This is a genomic window from Marinomonas pontica (assembly GCF_036322735.1).
GTDB classification, from domain to species: domain Bacteria; phylum Pseudomonadota; class Gammaproteobacteria; order Pseudomonadales; family Marinomonadaceae; genus Marinomonas; species Marinomonas pontica.
In genome coordinates, this window is the sequence record NZ_AP027271.1 from 1,555,292 (window position 1) to 1,576,890 (window position 21,599).

Here is a 21,599-nt window from a genome sequence, read left to right on the forward strand (position 1 = left end):
CTGTGCGGGTGTAACAGAAAAGCATTTCAGCATCGGGTTTATTTCATTTTTGTGTTAATTACGGCTTCTATATCATCCAAGATGGCGTGAGCCGCGAGTGGACCTGCTGCGCTAGTCCATAGTTGGCCATTTACCGTGATAACCTTGTTTTCTTTTACCACATTAAGGCGAGAGAACGACGGTGATGATTTCGCGGCATTTAGAGCATCTTTGCCTTCGCTATTTAGCGTTGCAAGAAACAACCAGTCGCTGTCTACTTTTGATAAATTTTCTAAGCTAAGTGGGCTGCTGTGAGGGCGACCTTCTTTTATAACGCCAGCATCATTGATAACAAACCCCGTTGATGCCAATACATCGGATGCGAATATCTGAGACGACATGACAATAGGCCCTTGTGGCATCCATCGAGCCAATGCCGCAGTGCGTTTGCCTTCTGGTACATGGGTGGTGATGGCGGCTTTCAGGTTTTCTTCGCGTTCGGCAATGTTGTTTAAAATAGTGTCCATTTCCGCGCTTTTATTCAATGCGTTTGCATAAACTCGCGCTAGAGTAATCCAGCCATCCGACACCATTCCCGGAGAAATGGGAACGACTGTTGGCGCAATTTTAGACAAGATATTGTATTGGTCTTGAGGCAAAGACGCTGACGCCAAAATTAAATCAGGACGCTGCGCAGCGATGGCTTCCAAATTATTTTGTCTGGACGTACCGACAATTTTAACGCCGTTGGCTCTTTCTTGGATGTATTCTGCTACGGAATCACCGCCTCGTGTAGCGACAGCGCCCAATGGCTTCACGCCAAGCGCAATGGCACTGTCAAGCGCGTCTTCAGATAAGACGACAACACGACTGACGTTGTCGTTTACTTGTATATTGCCATATTTTGTGGTGACAGTATGTTCGCTTGCCAATGCGCTAAAAGAGGTAGTAATACAGGCGCAGAGTAATATTTTTTTCAATGAGAGGCGTTTAAGCGTCATAGCACATTCCTTAATGTATGAATCAACTATAGTAATGATAACGCTTCTTATTACAGTTTTTAACTGTTTGCCTTCATAAATTTATCACTTAATGTGCAACGCTGTGTTTTATATCTCGCTATAAATCATGCTAGGCCACGCTTAATAAAGAGAGTAACTAGTCAAATGAAAAGCCAAAAATACTGATGCCGGTTTTATACGGCACGTTAGTTGCTGTTTGGGTTAACCCATCAATCAGACTTAGATAAGTGTCCATTTTATGGGCGATGAGATTCTTTTCATTAGGGACAGAGGTGGTGAATTTTGTGGCTCTTAACATCGCTTTGACCCCATTTGTTTGTGAGAATTTGTTGTCTCCCATCAAAATGACTTCTTCTCCGATGTGCCAAAAAATGTCCAAATCTCGAATTTGCATGGGACTGATTGGAGGGACTAACGGCACTATGTCGTTAAGTGTGACGACTCTGATTAACGGCAGTAGATCGTATTTTTTAGCGCCAGTGACATTGGTCACTTTGGGCTGACCGAAAGTGATGATTTGGGTAACGGCGTAATCCTCTTGCTGTAGATACAAGCCTAATATAACGGCAATTGCGCCACCTAAGCTGTGGCCAGTTATATGAACCGGCAGCTTTTCATTAAGGTAAGGTTTAATGTCGGTGTAGACTGCTTTCGCTGCGGAACCAAAGCCCTGATGCAGTTTTATGTCGAGTGCCGTGTCGGGTTTTAATTCCAGGTCTAGGTCTAGCATTACGTTTTCGAGGTTGGCCGTACCTCGTATTGCTATTGTTTGAATACCATTAGCGCGGCTCAGAAAATAGCTCACTTGAGATTCTGGAATGATTGATTGGTGAACCAATGTTTGATTTTGTGTTTTGAGACGAGATTGCAGCTTATTGGCTTCAAGGTATGTGTCATTAGACAATTGAGCTAGGCTCTCAATGATAGAAAAATCTGGGGACGCGTGAGCAAGTGATGTGAAAAGAATCAACAATAAAAAACATTTGGACTTGAACATAGTGAGATTAAAACCCGATGGCGATTAGGGGAGCGCAGGGTACTAAAAAATACTTTTTACGGACAGTGTTTTTATTGGGGGAAGCGGAAACCTAGGTTGGTGAGTCTAGCATTGCGTGTACCAACCTAGTGAAGAAGCGATGATGAGTGTGATCACTCGCAACCACTCCAGTTAATGCGTTGAATGCCTTCTACGTTGAGAGTAGGTAATGCCGTAAAAGTGCCTTTCATTGTATAAAATGCATAGGCTATACGAAGTGCTTTTGAGATCTTGAACAGTGTGATTTTGGATGTTAATGCGTACATATTTTTTCCTCTTCGGGTGATGTCTGGACGCATAATAAAGAGGCAAATTATTCGCAACAAACGACATGTTTTCATCGAATTGATGAATTATATTCACCTGAATGTATTGTGTTAAGAATGCATGAATTGTGGGTTAACTTGCCGAAAATTAAGGAAAATAAACCATTGTATTTACTTAATTAGCGACCCTTTATAGGGGGGGCGGGATAATGTGGCTGTAATGTTTTGACCAAATGGACATGTAAGTTGAAACGCATCAAACATTAGAGTGCGGTATTTCTGAGGTAATGACTGAAAACCTAGCGATGCACCCACGCTTGGGTTATGTAGAAGTGAAACGAAAGCATGATGATGGCTTTCGGCGTGTATTTTTTCGAAAGCAAATATCACCAAAATGACTTTGCAATGGGCTATAATTATCGGCTTTGAATGGTTCCGCCATTTGTTCCTTTATCTAACTAAGAGTTGTTATGAGCACTGAGTTTTCTATTCTATCCGCCACTTTATTGTTCCTGTTTGTTATTGACCCATTTGGTAATATTCCAATTTTGTTGTCTGTGATGAAGGGTGTTCCACAGAAGCGTCAATATCAAATCGTGATGCGCGACGGTGTAATCGGTTTGATTATTTTGGTGAGTTTCTTGTTTTTCGGTGCTGAGTTTTTGGCGCTGTTGCATTTGGAAACGGAATCTATCTCGATTGCTGGCGGTGTCGTCTTATTTGTTATTGCCTTGAAGATGATTTTCCCATCACCGTATACGAAAGACGCAGGCCCCGTGATGGAACCATTTATTGTGCCGATATCCATTCCTATGTTAGCAGGACCGTCGACGCTGGCAACGTTGTTAGTGATGGTGAAGAGTTACCCGAATGATCAGCAAGACTTGCTTATTTCTGTTGGTGCAGCATGGGCGATTTCTGTGATTATTTTGGCGATGGCGCCATTGTTGAACCGTGTTTTGAGAGAGAAAGGTTTGGCGGCACTTGAGCGTTTGATGGGGATGTTGCTGCTGATGATGTCAGTGCAGATGCTGGTCAACGGTGTGCGCAGTTTGTTTACTCATACCTTGGCCGCGCTATAATGCTTTCTAAGAGATTAGCCCTTCTACGGAAGGGCTAATGGCTGTTTAGAGACGGCAATGCCATTGAAATCACAATAAATATAATCCCCTTGGGTGATTGTTATACCCGCAAAACGAAGCGTTTTTCCTAGGTCGCCCAAACCTCGTTTTTCTGTTGGCATCGGGTGAGCGCATAAAGCATGAATGCCAATGTTTAATTGTGATTGCGCCGCAATGTCACGAATAGCCCCGTTTATCACAAATCCTTCCCAGCCATTATTAACGGCTTTTTCCGCCAACATATCCCCAAGCAAAGCGCGTCGTTTGCTGCCGCCACCGTCAATCACCATGACTTTACCTTTGCCATTTTGAGTGACTAGCTCTCGAACTCGGCTGTTGTCTTCAAAGCAGGAAACCGTGACGACTTCGCCATAAAAATGCGTACGCTTTCCGTAAGAGGTAAAAATAGGGTCGGCAATTTGAAGTTGTTCTGGGTACAGGTCGCAAAGATCGGGGAGAAGGTCTTTCATGTTCGGCACCTATTTAGAGTGAAAAAGAATGCCTTTGACTCTAAATAGGTGGTTGTAATATAGCCAGTTGTTCTGACCTATAGTCACTATTCAGTGATGTGATTAATCTTCTACGGCGGGAATGTCGTTTGGATCAATCAAGCCATGTTCCACGGCGATTTGCAGTAATTGAATGACCAGCTCATCTGGTGGTAAAAGATGCAGAGGTGTGGTTTGGCCTTGTTCTGTAACGGCGTCGTCTAAATTGACATCGCGCTCTTCAAACCAGGAGTGAATACTTTGCACTTCAAAGCTAGGCTCTAGGCCTTTTATGTCATAGGTTGCTTCCACCAAAAGGCTAACGGACTCTGGTTCCAGTGCATAAATCACATCAGTATCAAATTCATTGATCCATTCCGCTAAAATGTCACTGGCTTCAAAGCCGAACTCGTACAGTTGTTGTTCATCCAAATCGAGTGCATTAGGTTCGATGCGATGGTTTTCAAGCCATTCATCATCTGGTATGACTAAGACTTCTTTTACTTGTGCTTCATGAGTGGACCAGGTGAAAAGGAGTGGAAATGCGGGCTCGTCGGAAGAGTTGGCGACAGCCGTCATGAATATAGGTAAACTTGCCATAATTTAGAACCAATGTTTGATTGTTAAGGAAGAATAAATGACCAGCCGAATCAAGATCAGTAGTGCGTTTGATGGCGGTAACATCTCCGTTATTAATGCCTCGGAGCCGGACAATATTAGAGTAAAGATCCCTAATGATACAAACTCTAAATTTTTGCAGTGGTTTTATTTTCGATTGCAGGGTGGAATGGGCGAGCAATGCGTTATTCAATTTGAAAACGCCAGCGACGCCGCTTATCCAGACGGTTGGGTGGATTATCAGGCCGTTGCCTCATATGACCGTGAATATTGGTTCCGAGTCCCGACAGAATACGTTGACGGCAAATTGGTGATTACCCATCAGCCAGAACAAGACAGTGTGTATTACGCCTATTTTGCGCCATACAGCTATGAGCGCCATTTAGACATGATGGCTTGGGCGGCCAGTAATGAAGATTGCATTACCGATCACTTGGGTGAAACGGCAGAAGGTCGTGATATTACTTTGTTAGAGATCAGTAAAACCCAAGGGCTTGCAAAAAACATCTGGATCATTGCTCGTCAGCATCCTGGTGAAACCATGGCTGAGTGGTTTGTGGAAGGTTTGCTTGAGCGCTTGTTTGATGAATCGCACCCAATCGCACGTGCGTTATTAAGAAATTGTCGTTTTTATGTGGTGCCAAACATGAACCCAGACGGTGCTGTGCATGGCAATTTGCGCGTGAATTCTAAAGGGGTAAACCTGAACCGTGAATGGAAGAACCCAACGGCCGAGTTCAGCCCTGAAGTATTGGCTGTGCAAAAGAAAATGGCGGAGACAGGCGTGGATTTGTTTTTAGACATTCACGGTGATGAAGCTTTGCCTGTTAACTTTGTAGACGGTTGCCAAGGCGTACCATCGTTTGATGCTCGCATGGAAGCAATGGAGACGTTGTTCAAAGATGTGTTTACCGCAGTCAGTCCAGATTTTCAGACTGAAATTGGCTACACCCCAGATCAATTTGGCGAAGCGAATTTGACGGTGGCAACTAAGTGGGTGGGGGAAACCTATAAGTGCTTGTCTTTCACTTTGGAAATGCCATTTAAAGACAATAAGAACTTGCCAGATGACGTTGTTGGTTGGTCGCCAGAACGCGCTAAGATTTTAGGCGCCGATGTTCTGTACCCAATTTATCAGGTGATCATGAGTTCGCATATGAAAGCAGATGACTGATTAGAAGAGACTATTTTCGCTGTTTTGCGTTATTTGAAGGGCAAATCGTGATTTATTATCTAGCGAACTTGGTGAAACTGGATTACGATCTGCCAATTCAAAATTGCAATGAATTTAATGCCCTTTTTATTTTTATAGAACGTAATTTTAGGACGAGAAAAAATGCCTAAGGCAAGTGAAATCAAAAAGAACATCGCTATCAGTTATGACAACAAAACGTACATCGTAAAAGACATCGAACGTTCTGTTCCTCAAGGACGTGCTGGTGGCAGTCTATATCGTATGCGCATGTACGATGTGGTTACGGGTCGTAAATTGGACGAAACGTTTAAAGATTCAGACATGATCGATTTGGCTGATCTGGTTCGTCGTCAAGCGATGTTTTCTTATTCCGATGGTGATGAATATGTTTTCATGGATAACGAAGACTACACGCCTTACAGCTTGAATAAGAGTGCTATTGAAGAAGAGATTCTGTTTGTTAACGAAGAAACACAGGGTATTCAAGTGGTTTTGGTTAACGACGTGCCTGTGATTATCGAATTGCCGACCAACGTTGAGTTGGAAGTTGTAGAAACAGACCCATCTATTAAAGGCGCCTCAGCAACATCTCGTAATAAGCCTGCAAAATTGTCAACGGGTGCGGTAATTCAAGTGCCTGAGCACATTTCTACAGGTGACCGTATTAAGGTCAACGTAGAAGAGCGTAAGTTTGCCGGTCGCGCTGAGAAATAATTTCTCTAATACGTTAGCAATGAATGAAAAAATGCAGCCAATAGGCTGCATTTTTTTGTTCTGAATAAAAGTAAAGATAGCCAAATTTAGTCTTTCTTAGCCGTTTCTTTTAATGCGTCTTTGACCTTTTTCTCAGGGTGATTGTTGGCCTCTGTTAGACCCGCTTCACGTTGAACAGCAGCCAGTACGCCTCGTAAAATGCCTAATTCTTGTTTCTCAGGGCGAGAGCGATTAAAGAACCGATGTAACTTATCAAGCACTTTACCCGGATGGCTGCGAATGATGAAATTGATGCCATACAGCGTCTCTTCTAAGTGGTCGTAGAAAAGATCCATGTCTTTTTTGTGGGGGTATTCAGGCGTTTCTTTCTTGATGTATTCTTTGTTCTGGTTTGCCATCCATATTTCGTAAGCAACGATTTGTACCGCTTGGGAAATATTTAGCACGGGGTACTCGTCATTGGCATCGATATATACTTGGCGATGGCATTGAGCAATTTCATCGTTCAATAGCCCCGTGGTTTCCCGACCAAACACGATGGCAACATTATGGTTTACCGCTTCGGGGATAACGCTTTCAGCGCATTCGCGAGCATTCATGATAGGCAGTTGAAATGTGCGATGACGTGCACTGGTGCCAATGACAAGACTGCAATCCGCGATGGCTTCTTCTAATGTCGATACGATGGTCGCATTTTCAAGGAGATCAACAGCGCCAGCCGCGCGGCTAGTGGCTTCCTCTGAAGGGTAGTCGTTTGGGTCAACCAAATATAAGTTGGTTAGTCCCATATTCTTCATGGCACGGGCGATGGCGCCTACGTTGCCGGGGTGGAAGGTGTTGATCAATACAATTCGGATGTTACTTAGCATGGGTCGTGAAGCACTCAGGGTTGTTTGTCACTTAGACTTATTGTCTTGTCGTCAGATTATGGCTTTAGCGTGAGCGATTGCTCGGTGCTGGCGAAATCGACGTTGTCTAAGATGACTTTAGTTGTGTCATTAAAGAGGAACTGATTACAGGCGTGATGATACAGGGAACCTGTCTCTAACACCAATCGGTAGTTGCCTCTTGGAATGTAATTGGCGGCATACGCTTGTTTTCCATACAAGTAGATGGAAAAGGGCGCTTGACCGTCATAGGATTCGAACGTCAGCATGCTGTGCTCGGGGAGTTGGTTGAGTATGCGTAACCGGCTTGTCCCGTCGGCATTTCCTATCAATTCACCGTGCTGCGGTGCAATGCCAGGTTGGCCGATACAGCCCGTTCTCATGGCTTGTTGCACACTTCCATATCCAATATTTTTTGCTTCTACCCAGCCATTGATCCCTTGGTAACGAACGGTTAACCAGTCGCCCTGCAATTTAATACTTTGCAGATTGGATTGCGGTGGAATAGTTTGAATTACTGTTCCACTGGCGTCAGGCTCAGAGAATAAACGGGTCTCGTTAAGGGTGTATCCGGATCCCACTCGAAACTGAGGATACAGCCCGCTAACGTAAGGGCTTTCGTTTGATTCGAATTGGCTCGTTTTGTTAGCTGATTGCCAATAAAGCGTGCTGTAAATACCCGCTGCAAAACAAGCGATGTAGGTGGCGGCGCGAAAAGCCGCTTTGGCTGCATCTAATCGAATGGGTTGGCTAACAGGTCTGCTTGCTGGGTGTTCTTTTGGCTCAATTTCGTCTTCATCAACAAACGATTGGTAAGGTGGAATATCCGATGTATCCGATTGGTAGTGTTTGGTGTCGTCACCAGTGTGGCTAGATGAGTAATCATAGCCTTGGGCCGTGAAATTTTTAGAAGCCTTGAAGGCTTCTTCATACAGGGCTTTTACGCGCTTTTCATTGAGCGTGTTTCGCGCTGCTTTTATGGCGTCGTCACGGGTTTTTTCTTGATGCGCGTTATTGCGCTTCATTTCATCGTATGCCCGTTGCCGCTCTTTTATGAAGGCTTCTTGTTCTTTGTCTGTGGCAGTGGAGACGTGCGAATATCGATTTTTAGCCCCAGAGCTTTGTGTGTTTTCACTGGTAAAGCTAAAAGGCTTCCAGTCGTTTACTTGCGCGCTTTGGCGAATGGCATTCGATACATTTTCATACGCCGCTTGCAGTCGCTGGAACAATTCTGTGGTGTCTGTATCTGGGTTTTTGTCGGGATGGTAACGCCGAGCTAAACGTCTAAACGCGGCCTTTGCTTCCTGCTCACTGGCACTGGTGGGGATTTCCAGTAGTTGATAGTCGTCTATTAAGCTCATGCTTTTTGGGTTACTAACCGTGTTATACAGTGTGAATGAATAAGTCTGTTACGCATTATGCACGATTTGTTGGTGCGGACAAAGATGGATCTTTTTCAGCCAAAAGCTCGAGGTAGTGTACGGGAGACATGGGGCGATAGAGATGGTAACCCTGCCCAACTTGACAGTTCCATTGTAACAAGAGTTGTAAAATGCCTTCGGATTCAATGCCTTCTGCTACACTGGCGATTTCCAAGGCGTCGCACAAGTCTATCATGCTTCGGCACAAGGTTTGACTTTGTGCATCGTTGAGTAAATTCATGACAAAAAACTGATCAATTTTAAGTTCATCGGTTTCCAATGCGACTAGATTTTGCATTGAACTGTAGCCCACGCCAAAGTCATCGATGGCCAATTTAAAGCCAGCTTGATGAAGCAGTTTGACGTTGTTATGAACGGTCTCGTTATTGTTGAATACGCTGGTCTCGGTGATTTCAATGGTAAACCTATGCGCTGACAATCGGTGTGTCGAAACCGATCCGATGACACGTCTTGCAAACCCTTCTTGTAATAAATCCAGCGCAGAGATATTAATCGATAGACACTGTGTGGCGAGCACCTGGGGGTGCTCGGAAACCCATTTGAAAACCTTTTCAATCAGCATGTCTGTTAGCTTGTAAATGAGTCCAGTTTGTTCGGCTAAAGGAATAAATTCCGCCGGTGAAACTGGACCTAATAGATCGTTGTTCCAACGTATCAAAACTTCGCCACCAATGATGTCTCTGTTTACTAGATGGACTTGAGGTTGAATGTCAAAGTAGAGCTTTTCATGCTCAATATCATTGGTAAGTAGGGTGATAAGGTTAAGTTGATGCGCGTGGTTGCTTTTGAGGTTGTCGTTGAAGGCCGCCCAATTTCCAGATGAATAAGTCACTGAATGTGTCGCAATTAAGGCGTTTTTATAGAGCTTATCCAAATCTGACCCTTGCGATGGGTACATAGCGCTCCCAATTTTATATTGGTGCCTAAAAGGGGTTTTATCGATCAGCGTTGGATTGTCTAAAATGGCCTGAATGGCCTTTATTTGCTGATGCAGCGTTTCGGGCGATACGCTGATTAGTACCATGCTTGTGGTGGTTAATCTAATCAACTTTTTGGTGTTTTGATCGGGTAAAGGGAAAGACATTAATCCTTTTAGGTCGAGGGTTTGTTGGTGAATTCCTTGAATGACATCGCATATCGCGGCATCCGCTTTGGCTGGCCCTAATGCTTGACTTAATGTCTGATAGTTACTGATATCAATGATGATGAGAGCAAGTGTTGACGTTTCATCATGACTTTTTAGTAACTGAGGCAATGTGTCGAAATAGTACGTTCTATTTGGCAACCCGGTGGGCAAATCAGTGATGGCTTGCCGTTGTCGATTGTATTCAATCTGTTTGGCTTTATCGGCAAAGGCAAAGGAAAATCCCAGCAGCTGTAAAATGCTTGAAACAGGAAATATAGACTCAGTAAAGACATTAATAGGCAGCATTTTCCAAAAAATCATTGTGTTGAGGATGCTGCCGGTGAGCAAAAAGAACCATGAAAATAAGTAGAAGCGAACGGCAACGAATCCTTTTAGATAGGCTTTAATCCCCCAATAACAGCAAATGATGAACATAAAAACTTCGAGCGTTGCAAAAAGCTGTGCGGAGGTTTTAACGGAAGTTAGTTGTGTGGACATTAAAAAGGCGATGAAAATAACATCACCATATTTACGCAGAATGGATTTACTGGAAGGAACCTTCACTTCTTTGAGAAAGTGCAACGTGAAGCGGAAGAGTATCCATGCCGCCACGCCAAATAAAACAAACAAGTTTCGAATAATCCATTGGCTAATTTCTTCCGAAAAAAGCCAGCGGTTAAAGCCCGTTATCACCCCCAGCGCGACCAAAATAACAATGTTTAAACCTAGATAATAAATAAACCCAGGCTGTCTAAGCAGAATAAAAACAAAGATATTGTGCGCCAACAAAATGCTTAGACTACTGATGATAAATGTCCAAAACAGCAATTTTTGCTCTTTTTGTTTAATGGAGTCTTGCTCGTCGAAAATCATAAATGGCGTAAGCAGTGGGCTGTTTCCCTGTTTACGGATCAATAAGGTTGTGTCTTCCTGAGTGGACAGAGTGATTGGCACCCAGATACCATCATAATGTTCAATATCACCTTGCCAGTTATCCAGCGCGCCTTTCTTCCATTGCTCTTGTAGGGTGTCGCCATAGAAAAGGTAAAAGTCCAAATGTTCGATAACATAGTAATTTAAGTTAAGGTAAAGAGTCTTTTCGAGAGCATTCGGTGCTAGTTTTGGTAAAGAGAGCTTGTGCCAGTAAGCACTTTTAGCGAAATCTTGCGATTCAGCGTAGGTGCTTGTCTTAAACTTTGTTGAGCGCAGCGCTTCTTCGACAGATAAGTTTGTTGTGTCTTGCAAAGTGGGGAGAGCGCCAATCAGTCGCGCGTTGTCCGTTGTTGAGGCTATGACGGAATGGACACATAATTGCATTGTCAGTAGAAAGAAGTAAAAAATTCGTCTAGATACCATTCCATTTGATCCTATATAACAAAGACGATTATGAACAAAGATGTAGTTATGATTGCTGATCATTTTGTCGTGACAACATCGACAATCTTTGCTTGCAATCAGGTTGGCTTTCTTAAAATATAGGCGACATTTTTAATATATGTACACTGTTTAGGATTTTTATGAGTGATAAATTGACCCATTTGGACCACCAAGGCCATGCTCACATGGTGGATGTTTCAGATAAAGACATCACTAAGCGAACCGCCACGGCGCAAGCTATTTTAGTGATGAGACCTGAAACATTAACCAAAGTGATTGAAGGCGGCTTGCCCAAAGGGGATGTGTTAGCAACAGCACGCATTGCCGGTATTCAGGGGGCTAAAAAAACCGCCGACCTTATTCCTTTGTGTCATCCTTTAATGCTAACGAAAGTCACTGTCGATATTTCGGTATTGGATGAGTGTCGATTAGAGGTGCTGTGTACTTGTTCTTTGTCCGGTAAAACGGGGGTTGAAATGGAAGCGTTAACGGGTGCGAGCATTGCAGCGTTAACACTTTATGATATGTGCAAAGCAGTTGATAAAGGCATAGTCATTCAGAATGTGTCTTTATTGGAAAAGAAAGGTGGCAAAAGTGGAGATTGGAGTAAGCAAAATGACTAGCATCAAGGTGGTCTTTTTTGCCTCTCTTAAAGACGGTGTTGGAATGAGTGATTGCATTATCGATGCTGATTTACCCATTAGTATCGCAGAGCTTAAAGCGGTGCTGGCTGATCATTTAGACAATGGGCAGATCTTGCTGAAAGATGGTGTGCAATCCTCGGTGGACTTTGAATTCACTAGAGACTCAGATTTGGTAACGGCTGGGGTTCGTGAAGTCGCTTTTTTTCCACCTGTGACGGGAGGCTAAATGATTCTTGTGCAGGAAGAGGATTTTGACGTAGACGTTTTGTATAAACGTTTATTACACGCCAATAAAACGGGCGCCGTCGCAATGTTTGTTGGTTTGGTTCGACAGTTTTCGGATTTACCGAACGATGAATGTAGTTTCGAACTTGAGCACTACCCGGGCATGACGGAGCGAAATCTACAAGCCATTGTAGATGAAGCAAACCAGCGCTGGGCGCTTATTGACGTTTGCGTGGTGCACCGAGTCGGACGATTATCGGTGGATGACCAAATCGTTTTTGTAGGAGTGAGTGCATCGCATCGTGCAGAAGCCTTTCAGGCGTGTGACTTCATCATGGACTATTTGAAGAGCCGTGCCGCCTTCTGGAAAAAAGAGACCCAAGGCGCGAAAAGCCATTGGGTAGAAGCGAATGAAAAAGATCAACACAGTTTAGCGCGTTGGTCTAAATAGTTGAATGCTATACCGGAATAATCAATGCGGACGAAGCGCCTTCTTACGCCCACTCGCGTGGCGCTCTCGGTATTCTGTGTCTATGTACTTGTCTGTGGTTGCCATACTGGCGTGTCCGGCGTCTTCTCTGACGTGCTCTTTGGGGCGAGTTTTTACATCTTCTGAAATGCCAGTATGTCGTAACCAGTGGACGGTGGCCACACGCAAGTCGTCGGCGTCTGTTCTCATGCCGTCTTCGCACATACGCTCGTAAGCCTTGTCGAAACAATATTGCACGATGTTTCGCACCTGTCTTGAACTTGTCATTGCGCCTTGTCCTCTGTTTTTGGGCACAAGGGGCGTGTTTTCGGCAATGGTGGGCAACAACGGCAGGTCTCTAAAACGTCTGTATCGGATCAGGGCGTTTAACATTTCATCTGATACAGCAACGAGTCGCTCTTTGTTTCCTTTAGACAATACTTTAAACCACCAGTGACCGTCCGAATCTTTAATAAAGTCCCCCATCACGGGTGCTGATCGCTCATCCGCAACAAGTTCAGAAATACGCAAATACATGCCAAGCAGAGCATTCATTATGAAAAGAGTGCGTTCGTGATTGGCTGGGTCTTCCTCGGCCAGCATTTCGGCTGTTTCAATGACGTAATCCCATTGAAGGTTGGAAATACGTCTTACTTGCTTTCGAGTCACTTCTTTTTTTACAAATTTACTTTTTTGTCGAATAAGTGCCACAGGGTTTTGATGGGCGGCGTCTTCTTGCATTAGGAAACCGTAATATGAAGACAAAATTGAAAAGGTGGCGCGAATGGCGGCTTGAGACAGTGAGTGTTGTTTGGCTTGTGGCGCTTCGCCATTTTTAAATTCAAGTTTACTGACGTGGGCGACAAAAGGGCGCCAGTCTGCATTTGCTGTTCTTTGTCCCATATGCAACTTAAAACGCGCAACGTTCTTGGTACCAATCCAACTTTCTGGAGGGGTAATGCAAAAGTGGATGAACTCTTCAATTTGATCTCTTCTGAGTTCTGTGGATGGACAATGTGCAATGTTCCAAGACCATAACAACAGCCTTTCTACTTCTCGGCGATATGAGTTGAAGGTTGCTTGCGAACCGTTGTAACTGTAAATAAAACACAGCGCCAGCTGAAGGTCTCTACGGTACTCTGCTTCACTTAGCTGAGGTGTGTTTTTGCTAAGTTGCGACACAATGCCTTCAAATTGGGTGAAAGGGTTAGGCAGGTGTTCTAAGTTATCGATCAAAGCAAGTGGGGTCATCATCATTCTTATCCAAATAGTCGCATTAGAATAACAAATTTTTTGATATATCCCTATCGGTTTTGCCTCAAAACGCCTATCTCGCACTCTTATGACGCAATATCGTGTTTATTTATTCCTCATTCTTAGTGCTCTTAGTCTTATTTATTTGATTCATACGAAATTGATGTGATTTTTGTTCAAACTAACGTGCATTTGTTCGTATTTGGAACAAAGGTGGAAGCGTTCTCATCCCTCTTTTATCTTTTTATGAAAGGACTATTATAAATACATCGAAACGATAAACGATTTAGTTTTTAAATATTAATGAATGATCTCACAAGGAGATAAATATGAAAACGTTCACTAAAACAACTTTGGCTCTATTAACTGCAGCAGTAATGACTACGTCAGCATTTGCTGAAACTGGAACAGAGCGTCTTCAAAGTGCAAAAGGCAGTGTTGAAGCATTGGCGACAACATTAGAAAACATGGGTGCAGCTGTTAATACAGATGTTAACTTGAATGGTGCATATACATTTGATCAAAAAGTAGCGGTTTATAATGAAAAACACGCTGAATTACAGGATCAATTTGACGCTCTTCACGCCCAAACAGCTGAATAATTCATCCCATTATCATTGTCTTAGAATTAAATATTATTAAGGAATACAATTATGAATAACCTAAATAAAGCAATGCTTGCCTTCGTTACAGCTTCTGCAATGTCAACTTCTGTTTTTGCAGCGAGTGAATCTGCTTCAGAACGTATCCAAAGCGCAAAAGGCAGTGTTGAAGCTTTGTCTGTGACTCTAGAAAACATGGGCGCTGATGTTGATTCAAGTGTTAACCTTAAAGGTGCTTACACAGCGGATCAGAAAGTGTCTGTATACAATGCAAAACACGCTGAGCTTCAAGCGCAATTTGATGAGCTTCACGCGCAATCTGCAGAATAATGCGATGTTCTAAGTTCTAAAAAAGCCAAACGTTTGTTTGGCTTTTTTATTGCTGTTCTATTACTTTGTTACTTGTCTACCTCTAAATCCTCTTTTTTCTCTGCCTCTGTGATTAATTTAAACTCCTCTTCGGCATGTATTATTGTGTTTTTTTCGCTATCAGCTGCGTCTCTCTTTGCTCTTTGAATCAAATATTGTGCGGATTTACTTTTTCCCTGACTAAAATCCAACATGGCTCGATAATACAGTGCCATTGGAATGTTGTTTGATGATTTATAATATTGAATATTTGCTCGCCACACTAGGCGGCGCTCATAAAGAAAATTTGAGCGAACGTAAATGGGTTTGCTCTGGGTTAATTGAGAATAAAGCATAGAAAACATAATGTTATTAGGATCAATGTTTAATCGCTTTTGGACAATGTCGAGTCCTTTTTCATTATTGCTGGTGGCGCTCAAACTAAGTGCTTGAAGGTAATCCGTAAAGTTATTGTGGTTTTCAAGCTTGTCTAAGAAATCAACGGACCGTTCAGGGGATTGGATCAGGTAAGAGAACAACGCTTTAGCAAAATTTTTTGCATCATTGTCACGAATCTCTTGATCTAAATAGGCATAGGGTTTGTCTTCAATTCCGGCTCTATAAGCCAAAAGGCTGGCGCGGAAGAATTCAAAATCAGTGTGTTCTTTTTTACTTAAAATGGTGTTTTTTTTGTCCGTCGAAAAAGAATCCGACATTCGAGAGTTTGGGGAGGGGTGTGTTGACAAGAATTCTAGCTTGGGGCGACCTAAAGCTTCTTTAAAGAACGCTTGGAATAGTTTTCTCATTCCTTCCGGTGCCAATCCTGCATCATGTAAATACTCTTGTCCCTGTCTATCGGCTTCTTGTTCTTGATTGCGGCTATACGTTAGGGTGTTTTCTGCTTGATTGGCGATTCCGCCTAGCCATAACGCGCTAGTGGCATCGGATCCTGCTCCTGCAAGCGCGACTGCAATCCCTGCTCCTAACATCATCAATGTTTTTTGCAGCTCTTCACCTGAATGCTGTTGCTGTCTTTCATAGTGCCTTAAATCAAGGTGGGCAATTTCATGAGCCAGTAAACCAAACAGCATGTCTTCTTCGCTGATCATTTCCATGATGTCAGAGTAGATAAATAAATGATTCCCCGGAATGACAAAAGCATTGCTTTGTGAACTGTTTAAAAGGGTCATTTCCACCGTTGTGTTGTACAAGTTGGTTTGCGGAAGAATGCGTGAAATGGTGTCCTTGAGGTAATCGTAAGCTGGAGGAAAGTCGATCAAAGCCCGACTACCATTTAGTTTGCGAAACCAGTATTGTCCTAGGATGTATGAAGGATTAGATAAGGCTCTTTCGTCTTGATTGGCTTCTAGATCTGGTATGCTAGCGTTTGTAAAAGTAGTTGTAAAAACAAGGGTTAAGAGCGCGAACCCTGTTGTAACGTTTCGAAATAGTCTCATAATACGGCAAATGCATTGGGTGGATGAATAATAAAATGACGGTCAATTTAGAGAATCAGTATGACGTAATCTTGGATGCAAGAGAAGATCGTTGCCCAATGCCCTTGCTAAAAGCCAAAATGGCTTTAAACAGAATGTCAGCAGGTGAGTGTCTGTGTCTTAGGGCAGGGGACGCGGGTTCTTTGAAAGATATCCCGCAATATGTGGCGTTGGTTGGTTTTTCTTTGCTGGAAATGCGCGAAGAAGAGAGTGAATATACCTTCGTGATTCAAAAACACTGAACGAGTCTAGTATGTTTAAAATTGTAGATACGCTGATTAAACGATATTTTTCTAATGAAGAAGTGGTGGTCTTTCTACTTTTGCTGATGGCAACAGTTTGTGTTTTGGCGTTTTGGGGTGGGATTTTAGCGCCTATCTTGATTGCAATCGTGTTGGCTTTTTTGCTGCAAGGTGTGGTGGATCGTTTACAGCGGCTTGGTCTTGGTCATTTGACTTCGGTACTGATTGTATTTTCCAGCTTTATCACAGCCTGTACCGTGTTTATTGGGGTGATGGTGCCGATACTGTGGCGACAAGCTGTGCGTTTTGTGCAAGATGCCCCCAGAATGTTTACAGTGATTCGTGATGAAATACAGCAATTTGCAGAAGGGCATAGCGACCTTGTGAGTCAGTCTGCGATTGATGAATTGATCAATTCATTGGCAAACGAATCGACCAATCTAGGGCAATGGCTGGTGTCCTTTTCTTTGTCGAGTATTCCGTCTTTATTTTCTGTGGTGATTTATGTAGTTTTGGTGCCTTTAGTGATGTTTTTCTTGCTAAAGGACCAAGAGCGTATATTGAGTTATTTAACCTCATGGTTGCCAAAAGAAAGAAAAATGATGCGAAACATTGCTCACGAAATGAACGATCAAATTGCCAATTACATACGTGGTAAGTTCATTGAAATGATTGTTGTTGGGGCAGTTACCTACGTTGTATTTTTGATCTTTGGCTTAAAGTACGCGGAGTTGTTGGCGTTGCTTGTTGGCTTATCTGTGCTGATTCCATACATAGGGGCGGCTGCGGTCACGATTCCAGTGGTGTTGGTGGCGTTTTATCAATACGGTACGCAAAATGATTTTATATATGTAGTGGTTGCGTATTTGGTGGTTCAGGCCTTAGACGGCAATGTGCTTGTGCCGTTGCTGTTTTCTGAAGCGGTTAATTTACATCCACTGGCGATCATTGTTGCTGTGTTGTTTTTTGGTGGTATTTGGGGTTTTTGGGGAATATTTTTCGCCATTCCACTAGCTACATTGGTCAAAGCAATTATTAATGCGTGGCCGAACCAAGAGCAGCTAACGTATTAAGCTTTTTACGCCTTTAGACTTTGGTTTTTGCGGTTAAAAACATGCCCGTTCAGTGTAGAACGGGCATGTTTATTATGTGTTTACTGTTGCAAGTAAAACACTGTATGGCGGTAAGACGACGGTATTGTGATGGTCCACATAGCCACTTGGAATGGCTTCTGGAAGCGTTAAAACCGTCAATGTTTGTTCAACAGGCAGAATTTTGTCTTGGTGTGACGTGTTGATCGCGACATACAAACGTTTGCCTTGGAAACTGCGCAAGAAAGTAAGGGTGGTGTCATCGTTGTACAAAAACTCTATGTCACCGAATCGCAGTTCTGGATGGCCACGTCTAACATGCAGAAAATCACGGTAGGCATGCAAAACAGAATCGCGATTGCCATCTTGCATATCAACCGCCAGAGCACGTTGTGATTCAGCTATGGGTAACCAGGGTTGATTGTTTTGAGTAAAGCCGCCTAATGTTTCATTTTTCCATGGAAGAGGCGTTCTGCAACCGTCTCTTCCTTTAAATTCTGGCCAAAAAGCGATCCCAAATGGATCCACCAATTGATCAAATTCAAGTTCTGCTTCGGGTAACCCCAGTTCTTCTCCTTGGTATAAGCACACACTTCCTCTTAGCGTTAAGAGCATCGCCATGTAAATTTTACTTTTTGCGATTGGGTCGTGATTGTTCCCCCAGCGAGTCGCCACTCGTTCCACATCATGGTTGCCGATTGACCAGCATGGCCAGCCATCGCCCAGCCCGGTTTCTATGGTCTGCATTGTGTTGCGAATGTGTGTCATCGAGGAGTCGTGGGTGAGTAAGTCAAAGGAGTAGCACATGTGTAATTTGTCTCCTCCTTGAGTGTAGGCCGCCATCGTGTCGAGAGCAAAATCACAGCCTACTTCACCCACTGTCGTGGTATTGGGGTATTGATCCAGTAAGCCTCGTAAACGTTGCAAAAAGCCGATATTTTCAGGTCTAGATTTATCGTAAAGGTGAAGTTGGTAAGCGTATGGATTGTCGAGACGAACGCCAATACTGCCTTCGACCACGTCTTCTTTTGGTGGGTTGTTACGAAGTTCGACATCATGATAATAGTAATTGGCAGTATCTAAACGAAATCCATCTACGCCACGTTTGAGCCAAAATTCAACGGTTTCTAATAGCGCGTCTACAACATCAGGGTTATGGAAATTCAAATCAGGCTGACTGTCTAAAAAATTATGCAGATAATATTGTTTGCGGCGACTGTCCCAGTGCCAAGCTGGTCCACCAAACACCGAGAGCCAATTATTCGGGACAGTGCCATCCGAATTCGCGTCTGCCCAAATGTACCAATCGGCTTTAGCGTTAGCATGATTGCTACGAGATTCAACAAACCAAGGGTGTTGGTCTGAGCTGTGATTCAGCACCTGATCAATCATGACCTTTAATCCATGTTGGTGGGCTGACTCTATTAGTGCATCGAAATCACTCATGTCGCCAAAAATAGGGTCTACGTCACAATAATCAGACACATCGTAACCAAAGTCTTTCATTGGAGAGGTGAAAAAAGGCGAGAGCCAAATCGCATCGACTCCCAATGAGGCAATATAGTCCATTTTTGCGGTGACACCGGGTAGGTCGCCAATGCCATCGTTATTCGAATCAAAAAAACTTCTGGGATAAACCTGATAAATGACTGCGCCACGCCACCACTCTTGATTATTAGTCATGATTTTTCTCTCTTAAAATAGGGAAGTTTTGGTATAAGCGCTAACAGAATTAGTTAGATTTATAGAGGATAGGTTCCATTCTCTGTCGTGCTTTTTGTTGCTGTTTCCAGCATACTCAATGATTCCTATTAATGCATACTTATTTGCCGTTATAACCTACCAAATTTCTGGTTTTCTGGAGCTCTGATGTTTTCTGAAAATGCTCGTCCTGTGGCATGGCCCTTGTTCTTTTTTTACTTTTTTTTCTGTGCCTTGGTAGGCGTCATGATGCCTTATATTTCGATGTATTATAAATCGATTGGTTTAAGTGCCTCTGAAATTGGCCGTTTAATGTCGACGTTTACTTTGTCGGGTATTGTCATTCCGCATTTTTGGGGGTGGTTGACGGCAAAAGTGGGGTTGCCAAAGCGCATACTCCAGCTTGGGATATTGGGCTGCTTTGTTGCCGTGATTCCTTTTAACTGGAGTAATGAATTCGAAACCTTGTGGTTATTAACGTGCACTATGGCGCTGTTTTACTCGGCGTTGATCCCTATGACTGACTCTCTGGCTGTGAGAAGTATAAGGCACTTAGACGTACCGTATACTCGATTGCGAGTTGGTGGTTCGATAGGGTACGTGTTTGCAGTGACGGGTGCGGGTTTCTTGATTGGACAATTTGGTACCGTTGTTGTCATTCCGACCATGTGTACTTTTCTTGCTTTAGCGGTGGTGACGTCGTTTTTTCTGAAAGAACAAGCGTATGAAGTTAATACGCAAAAAGCGACCACCTCCTTTATGGCTCTAGTGAAGACCCCAGAGTCAATGTTGTTCTTTACGCTGGCTTTTTTGGCTTTTATGTCCCACGCGCCATTCAATGTCTTTTTTGCGGTGCATTTATCAAACCTCGGATACAGCGGTCAGTCTATTGGTCTATTAATGGCGCTTGGCGTCGTGATTGAGATTTTTTTGTTTTTGTTTTTTGGCAACACCATTAAAAAATTCGATGTTGTGCACATTATCATGTTGTGTTTCGTTTGTGGTGTTGTTCGTTGGGTATTGGTTGGATGGTTCGCTTCTATTGTTTGGGTATTGGTGCTTACCCAGTTGCTGCATTGTGTCACTTTTGCTTTGTTTCATATGGTGTCAATTGAACAAATTCGTCGATTGTTTCCTGAGCGTTATGCTGGTCAAGGGCAAGCCATGTACAGTGCTTTCGCGATAGGTTTGGGTGGTGGTTTGGGAATGGTGATTGCTGGATATTTGTGGGAGTGGATCGGTGGCGCGTGGGTGTTTACAGCCGCCGCCTGTGTTAGCGCGTCGGCGCTGGCAATTATAATACTCAGCCAGCGCCGTTGAAAAAATGGCCATGTTACATTGTACTGCTGTCATTTTTTAATAATTCGATAAAGGCAATGGCAGCACGGCTAAGCGTTCTTTGCTTGTGATGAATAACACCTAACTCTCTTTCTACGTTCAGATCGGCAAGGTTTAGTACGACCAATTTGTCATCGACTAAAGTAGACGGCAGCAAAGACCATCCCCAGCCAATACCTACCAGCATGGCCAATGTTTCTAGATTGTTGGTATTCATACGGACTTTGGGTTTTAGTCCTTGTTTGCCGAACGCTTGCTCGGCAATTTGTCGGGTAAAGGTGTTTTTATTTGGCAGTACACATGCGTGTTTCGCTAGTTCGATAAGCGTTAGATTGTTAGATGACGCCAGTGGGTGATCTTGACTGACAACACATGTCAACGGATCGGACCAGATCGGCAAGGATTCTATAAGCGCGTTTTCTTTATTAGATAAGGTAATGATTCCTAATTCAGCGCGTCCTTTCAAAACATCTTGGTAGGCTTCTTCTGATTGAACAAATTCAATTTCCAATTGCGCGCTTGGAAAGTCCTCTTGGAATCGTTTGAGAAATGTCGGTAGACGGTGCAAGCCAATGTGATGGCCGGTTGAAATGCGTAATTCGCCGCTCACATCTTGCATTTGCAATGTCATACTGCGTTTTATGTCTTGTAGATCTTCCGCCATTTTTATTGCTTTGGGCAGAAGGCGTATACCGGCTTCAGTCAATTGCACTTGGCGTCCTATTCGATCAAAAAGCGTAACCCCTAAGTTACTTTCTAGTGCCGCAATGCGTTTGCTGACAGCGGGCTGAGTCACGAATAGTTGCGCGCCCGCTTCCGAAAAGGAGCTGGTTTCGGCGACTTTTATAAAGGTGAGTAGCTCTGCAATATCTATCATTCCAAAAAATTATCCAAAATATGAAAAATATGAATTTGAGT

The 21,599-nt window shown here is 43.4% G+C and carries 23 protein-coding genes; 11 read left to right on the forward strand and 12 right to left on the reverse strand.

Features of this window, described 5'->3' with window-relative positions; all coding sequences use genetic code 11:
* Nucleotides 1–38 precede the first annotated feature (38 nt).
* The 3 genes from AABA11_RS07230 to AABA11_RS07240 all read right to left on the reverse strand — a co-directional run bounded on the left by AABA11_RS07230 (nucleotide 39) and on the right by AABA11_RS07240 (nucleotide 2,303).
* Nucleotides 39–980, reverse strand: a complete 942-nt coding sequence (locus tag AABA11_RS07230) for an ABC transporter substrate-binding protein (protein WP_338266634.1) — start codon at nucleotides 978–980, stop codon at nucleotides 39–41.
* Nucleotides 981–1,137: 157 nt separating this feature from the next.
* A complete protein-coding gene (locus AABA11_RS07235) occupies nucleotides 1,138–1,905 on the reverse strand; it encodes a lipase family protein (protein ID WP_338266637.1) in 768 nt (255 codons plus the stop codon).
* Nucleotides 1,906–2,150: 245 nt separating this feature from the next.
* The gene (locus tag AABA11_RS07240) at nucleotides 2,151–2,303 is read right to left on the reverse strand and encodes a hypothetical protein (RefSeq protein WP_265727746.1); all 153 of its coding nucleotides are present in this window, start codon (nucleotides 2,301–2,303) and stop codon (nucleotides 2,151–2,153) included.
* Between the two features lie 470 nt (nucleotides 2,304–2,773).
* Between AABA11_RS07240 and AABA11_RS07245 the strand changes: the two genes are divergently transcribed.
* Nucleotides 2,774–3,385, forward strand: coding sequence for a MarC family protein (locus AABA11_RS07245; protein ID WP_265727747.1), 612 nt, complete (start codon nucleotides 2,774–2,776; stop codon nucleotides 3,383–3,385).
* A 23-nt stretch (nucleotides 3,386–3,408) separates the two neighbouring features.
* Here the strand turns inward: AABA11_RS07245 and AABA11_RS07250 are convergent, their stop codons facing one another.
* Nucleotides 3,409–3,894, reverse strand: a complete 486-nt coding sequence (locus AABA11_RS07250; protein WP_338266639.1) for a putative 4-hydroxy-4-methyl-2-oxoglutarate aldolase — start codon at nucleotides 3,892–3,894, stop codon at nucleotides 3,409–3,411.
* Nucleotides 3,895–3,996: 102 nt separating this feature from the next.
* Complete coding sequence (locus AABA11_RS07255; RefSeq protein ID WP_265727749.1) at nucleotides 3,997–4,512, reverse strand: hypothetical protein; 516 nt, start codon at nucleotides 4,510–4,512, stop codon at nucleotides 3,997–3,999.
* Nucleotides 4,513–4,549: 37 nt separating this feature from the next.
* On the opposite strand from AABA11_RS07255, the gene AABA11_RS07260 reads away from it, so the two are divergent.
* Together AABA11_RS07260 and efpL are read left to right on the forward strand one after the other, a co-directional pair.
* Nucleotides 4,550–5,704 carry a M14 family metallopeptidase gene (locus AABA11_RS07260; protein ID WP_265727750.1) on the forward strand — a complete coding sequence of 385 codons (1,155 nt, stop codon included), beginning with the start codon at nucleotides 4,550–4,552 and terminating at the stop codon, nucleotides 5,702–5,704.
* A 162-nt stretch (nucleotides 5,705–5,866) separates the two neighbouring features.
* Nucleotides 5,867–6,439: an elongation factor P-like protein EfpL gene (gene efpL / locus AABA11_RS07265; RefSeq protein WP_265727751.1), complete on the forward strand. Its 573-nt coding sequence runs from the start codon at nucleotides 5,867–5,869 to the stop codon at nucleotides 6,437–6,439.
* A gap of 86 nt (nucleotides 6,440–6,525) precedes the next feature.
* On the opposite strand, the gene trmJ is transcribed toward efpL, so the two are convergent.
* From trmJ to AABA11_RS07280, 3 genes are read right to left on the reverse strand one after another with little or no spacing between them, the layout of a single operon-like run.
* Nucleotides 6,526–7,308: a tRNA (cytosine(32)/uridine(32)-2'-O)-methyltransferase TrmJ gene (gene trmJ / locus AABA11_RS07270; protein ID WP_265727752.1), complete on the reverse strand. Its 783-nt coding sequence runs from the start codon at nucleotides 7,306–7,308 to the stop codon at nucleotides 6,526–6,528.
* 56 nt (nucleotides 7,309–7,364) lie between these two features.
* A complete protein-coding gene (locus AABA11_RS07275) occupies nucleotides 7,365–8,687 on the reverse strand; it encodes a J domain-containing protein (RefSeq protein WP_338266642.1) in 1,323 nt (440 codons plus the stop codon).
* Nucleotides 8,688–8,742: 55 nt separating this feature from the next.
* Nucleotides 8,743–11,250 carry an EAL domain-containing protein gene (locus AABA11_RS07280; RefSeq protein ID WP_338266643.1) on the reverse strand — a complete coding sequence of 836 codons (2,508 nt, stop codon included), beginning with the start codon at nucleotides 11,248–11,250 and terminating at the stop codon, nucleotides 8,743–8,745.
* A 161-nt stretch (nucleotides 11,251–11,411) separates the two neighbouring features.
* Between AABA11_RS07280 and moaC the strand changes: the two genes are divergently transcribed.
* Genes moaC through AABA11_RS07295 form a run of 3 tightly spaced genes read left to right on the forward strand, consistent with a single transcriptional unit; the run spans nucleotide 11,412 to nucleotide 12,591 of the window.
* On the forward strand, nucleotides 11,412–11,894 hold the full coding sequence (gene moaC / locus AABA11_RS07285) for a cyclic pyranopterin monophosphate synthase MoaC (protein WP_265727755.1): 483 nt from the start codon (nucleotides 11,412–11,414) through the stop codon (nucleotides 11,892–11,894).
* A complete protein-coding gene (locus AABA11_RS07290; protein WP_338266645.1) occupies nucleotides 11,887–12,141 on the forward strand; it encodes a MoaD/ThiS family protein in 255 nt (84 codons plus the stop codon). The genes moaC and AABA11_RS07290 overlap by 8 nt, the downstream gene beginning before the upstream one ends.
* Entirely contained in the window at nucleotides 12,142–12,591 is a 450-nt protein-coding gene (locus AABA11_RS07295) for a molybdenum cofactor biosynthesis protein MoaE (RefSeq protein WP_265727757.1), read from the forward strand.
* Nucleotides 12,592–12,612: 21 nt separating this feature from the next.
* Here the strand turns inward: AABA11_RS07295 and AABA11_RS07300 are convergent, their stop codons facing one another.
* Nucleotides 12,613–13,860 (reverse strand): tyrosine-type recombinase/integrase, encoded by a 1,248-nt coding sequence (locus AABA11_RS07300; protein WP_338269640.1) that lies wholly within the window; start codon nucleotides 13,858–13,860, stop codon nucleotides 12,613–12,615.
* A 332-nt stretch (nucleotides 13,861–14,192) separates the two neighbouring features.
* Between AABA11_RS07300 and AABA11_RS07305 the strand changes: the two genes are divergently transcribed.
* A complete protein-coding gene (locus AABA11_RS07305) occupies nucleotides 14,193–14,465 on the forward strand; it encodes a hypothetical protein (protein ID WP_265727758.1) in 273 nt (90 codons plus the stop codon).
* A gap of 51 nt (nucleotides 14,466–14,516) precedes the next feature.
* Nucleotides 14,517–14,795 (forward strand): hypothetical protein, encoded by a 279-nt coding sequence (locus tag AABA11_RS07310; RefSeq protein ID WP_265727759.1) that lies wholly within the window; start codon nucleotides 14,517–14,519, stop codon nucleotides 14,793–14,795.
* 68 nt (nucleotides 14,796–14,863) lie between these two features.
* Here the strand turns inward: AABA11_RS07310 and AABA11_RS07315 are convergent, their stop codons facing one another.
* The gene (locus AABA11_RS07315; RefSeq protein WP_338266647.1) at nucleotides 14,864–16,093 is read right to left on the reverse strand and encodes a M48 family metalloprotease; all 1,230 of its coding nucleotides are present in this window, start codon (nucleotides 16,091–16,093) and stop codon (nucleotides 14,864–14,866) included.
* 212 nt (nucleotides 16,094–16,305) lie between these two features.
* On the opposite strand from AABA11_RS07315, the gene AABA11_RS07320 reads away from it, so the two are divergent.
* Both AABA11_RS07320 and AABA11_RS07325 read left to right on the forward strand, forming a co-directional pair.
* Nucleotides 16,306–16,551, forward strand: a complete 246-nt coding sequence (locus AABA11_RS07320; protein ID WP_265727761.1) for a sulfurtransferase TusA family protein — start codon at nucleotides 16,306–16,308, stop codon at nucleotides 16,549–16,551.
* Between the two features lie 11 nt (nucleotides 16,552–16,562).
* Complete coding sequence (locus tag AABA11_RS07325) at nucleotides 16,563–17,624, forward strand: AI-2E family transporter (protein WP_265727762.1); 1,062 nt, start codon at nucleotides 16,563–16,565, stop codon at nucleotides 17,622–17,624.
* A gap of 72 nt (nucleotides 17,625–17,696) precedes the next feature.
* Here AABA11_RS07325 and AABA11_RS07330 read toward each other — a convergent pair whose 3' ends face one another.
* A complete protein-coding gene (locus AABA11_RS07330; RefSeq protein ID WP_338266653.1) occupies nucleotides 17,697–19,325 on the reverse strand; it encodes an alpha-glucosidase in 1,629 nt (542 codons plus the stop codon).
* A gap of 186 nt (nucleotides 19,326–19,511) precedes the next feature.
* Between AABA11_RS07330 and AABA11_RS07335 the strand changes: the two genes are divergently transcribed.
* On the forward strand, nucleotides 19,512–20,663 hold the full coding sequence (locus tag AABA11_RS07335; RefSeq protein WP_338266655.1) for an MFS transporter: 1,152 nt from the start codon (nucleotides 19,512–19,514) through the stop codon (nucleotides 20,661–20,663).
* Between the two features lie 13 nt (nucleotides 20,664–20,676).
* On the opposite strand, the gene AABA11_RS07340 is transcribed toward AABA11_RS07335, so the two are convergent.
* A complete protein-coding gene (locus AABA11_RS07340) occupies nucleotides 20,677–21,558 on the reverse strand; it encodes a LysR family transcriptional regulator (RefSeq protein WP_338266657.1) in 882 nt (293 codons plus the stop codon).
* Between the last annotated feature and the right edge of the window lie 41 nt (nucleotides 21,559–21,599).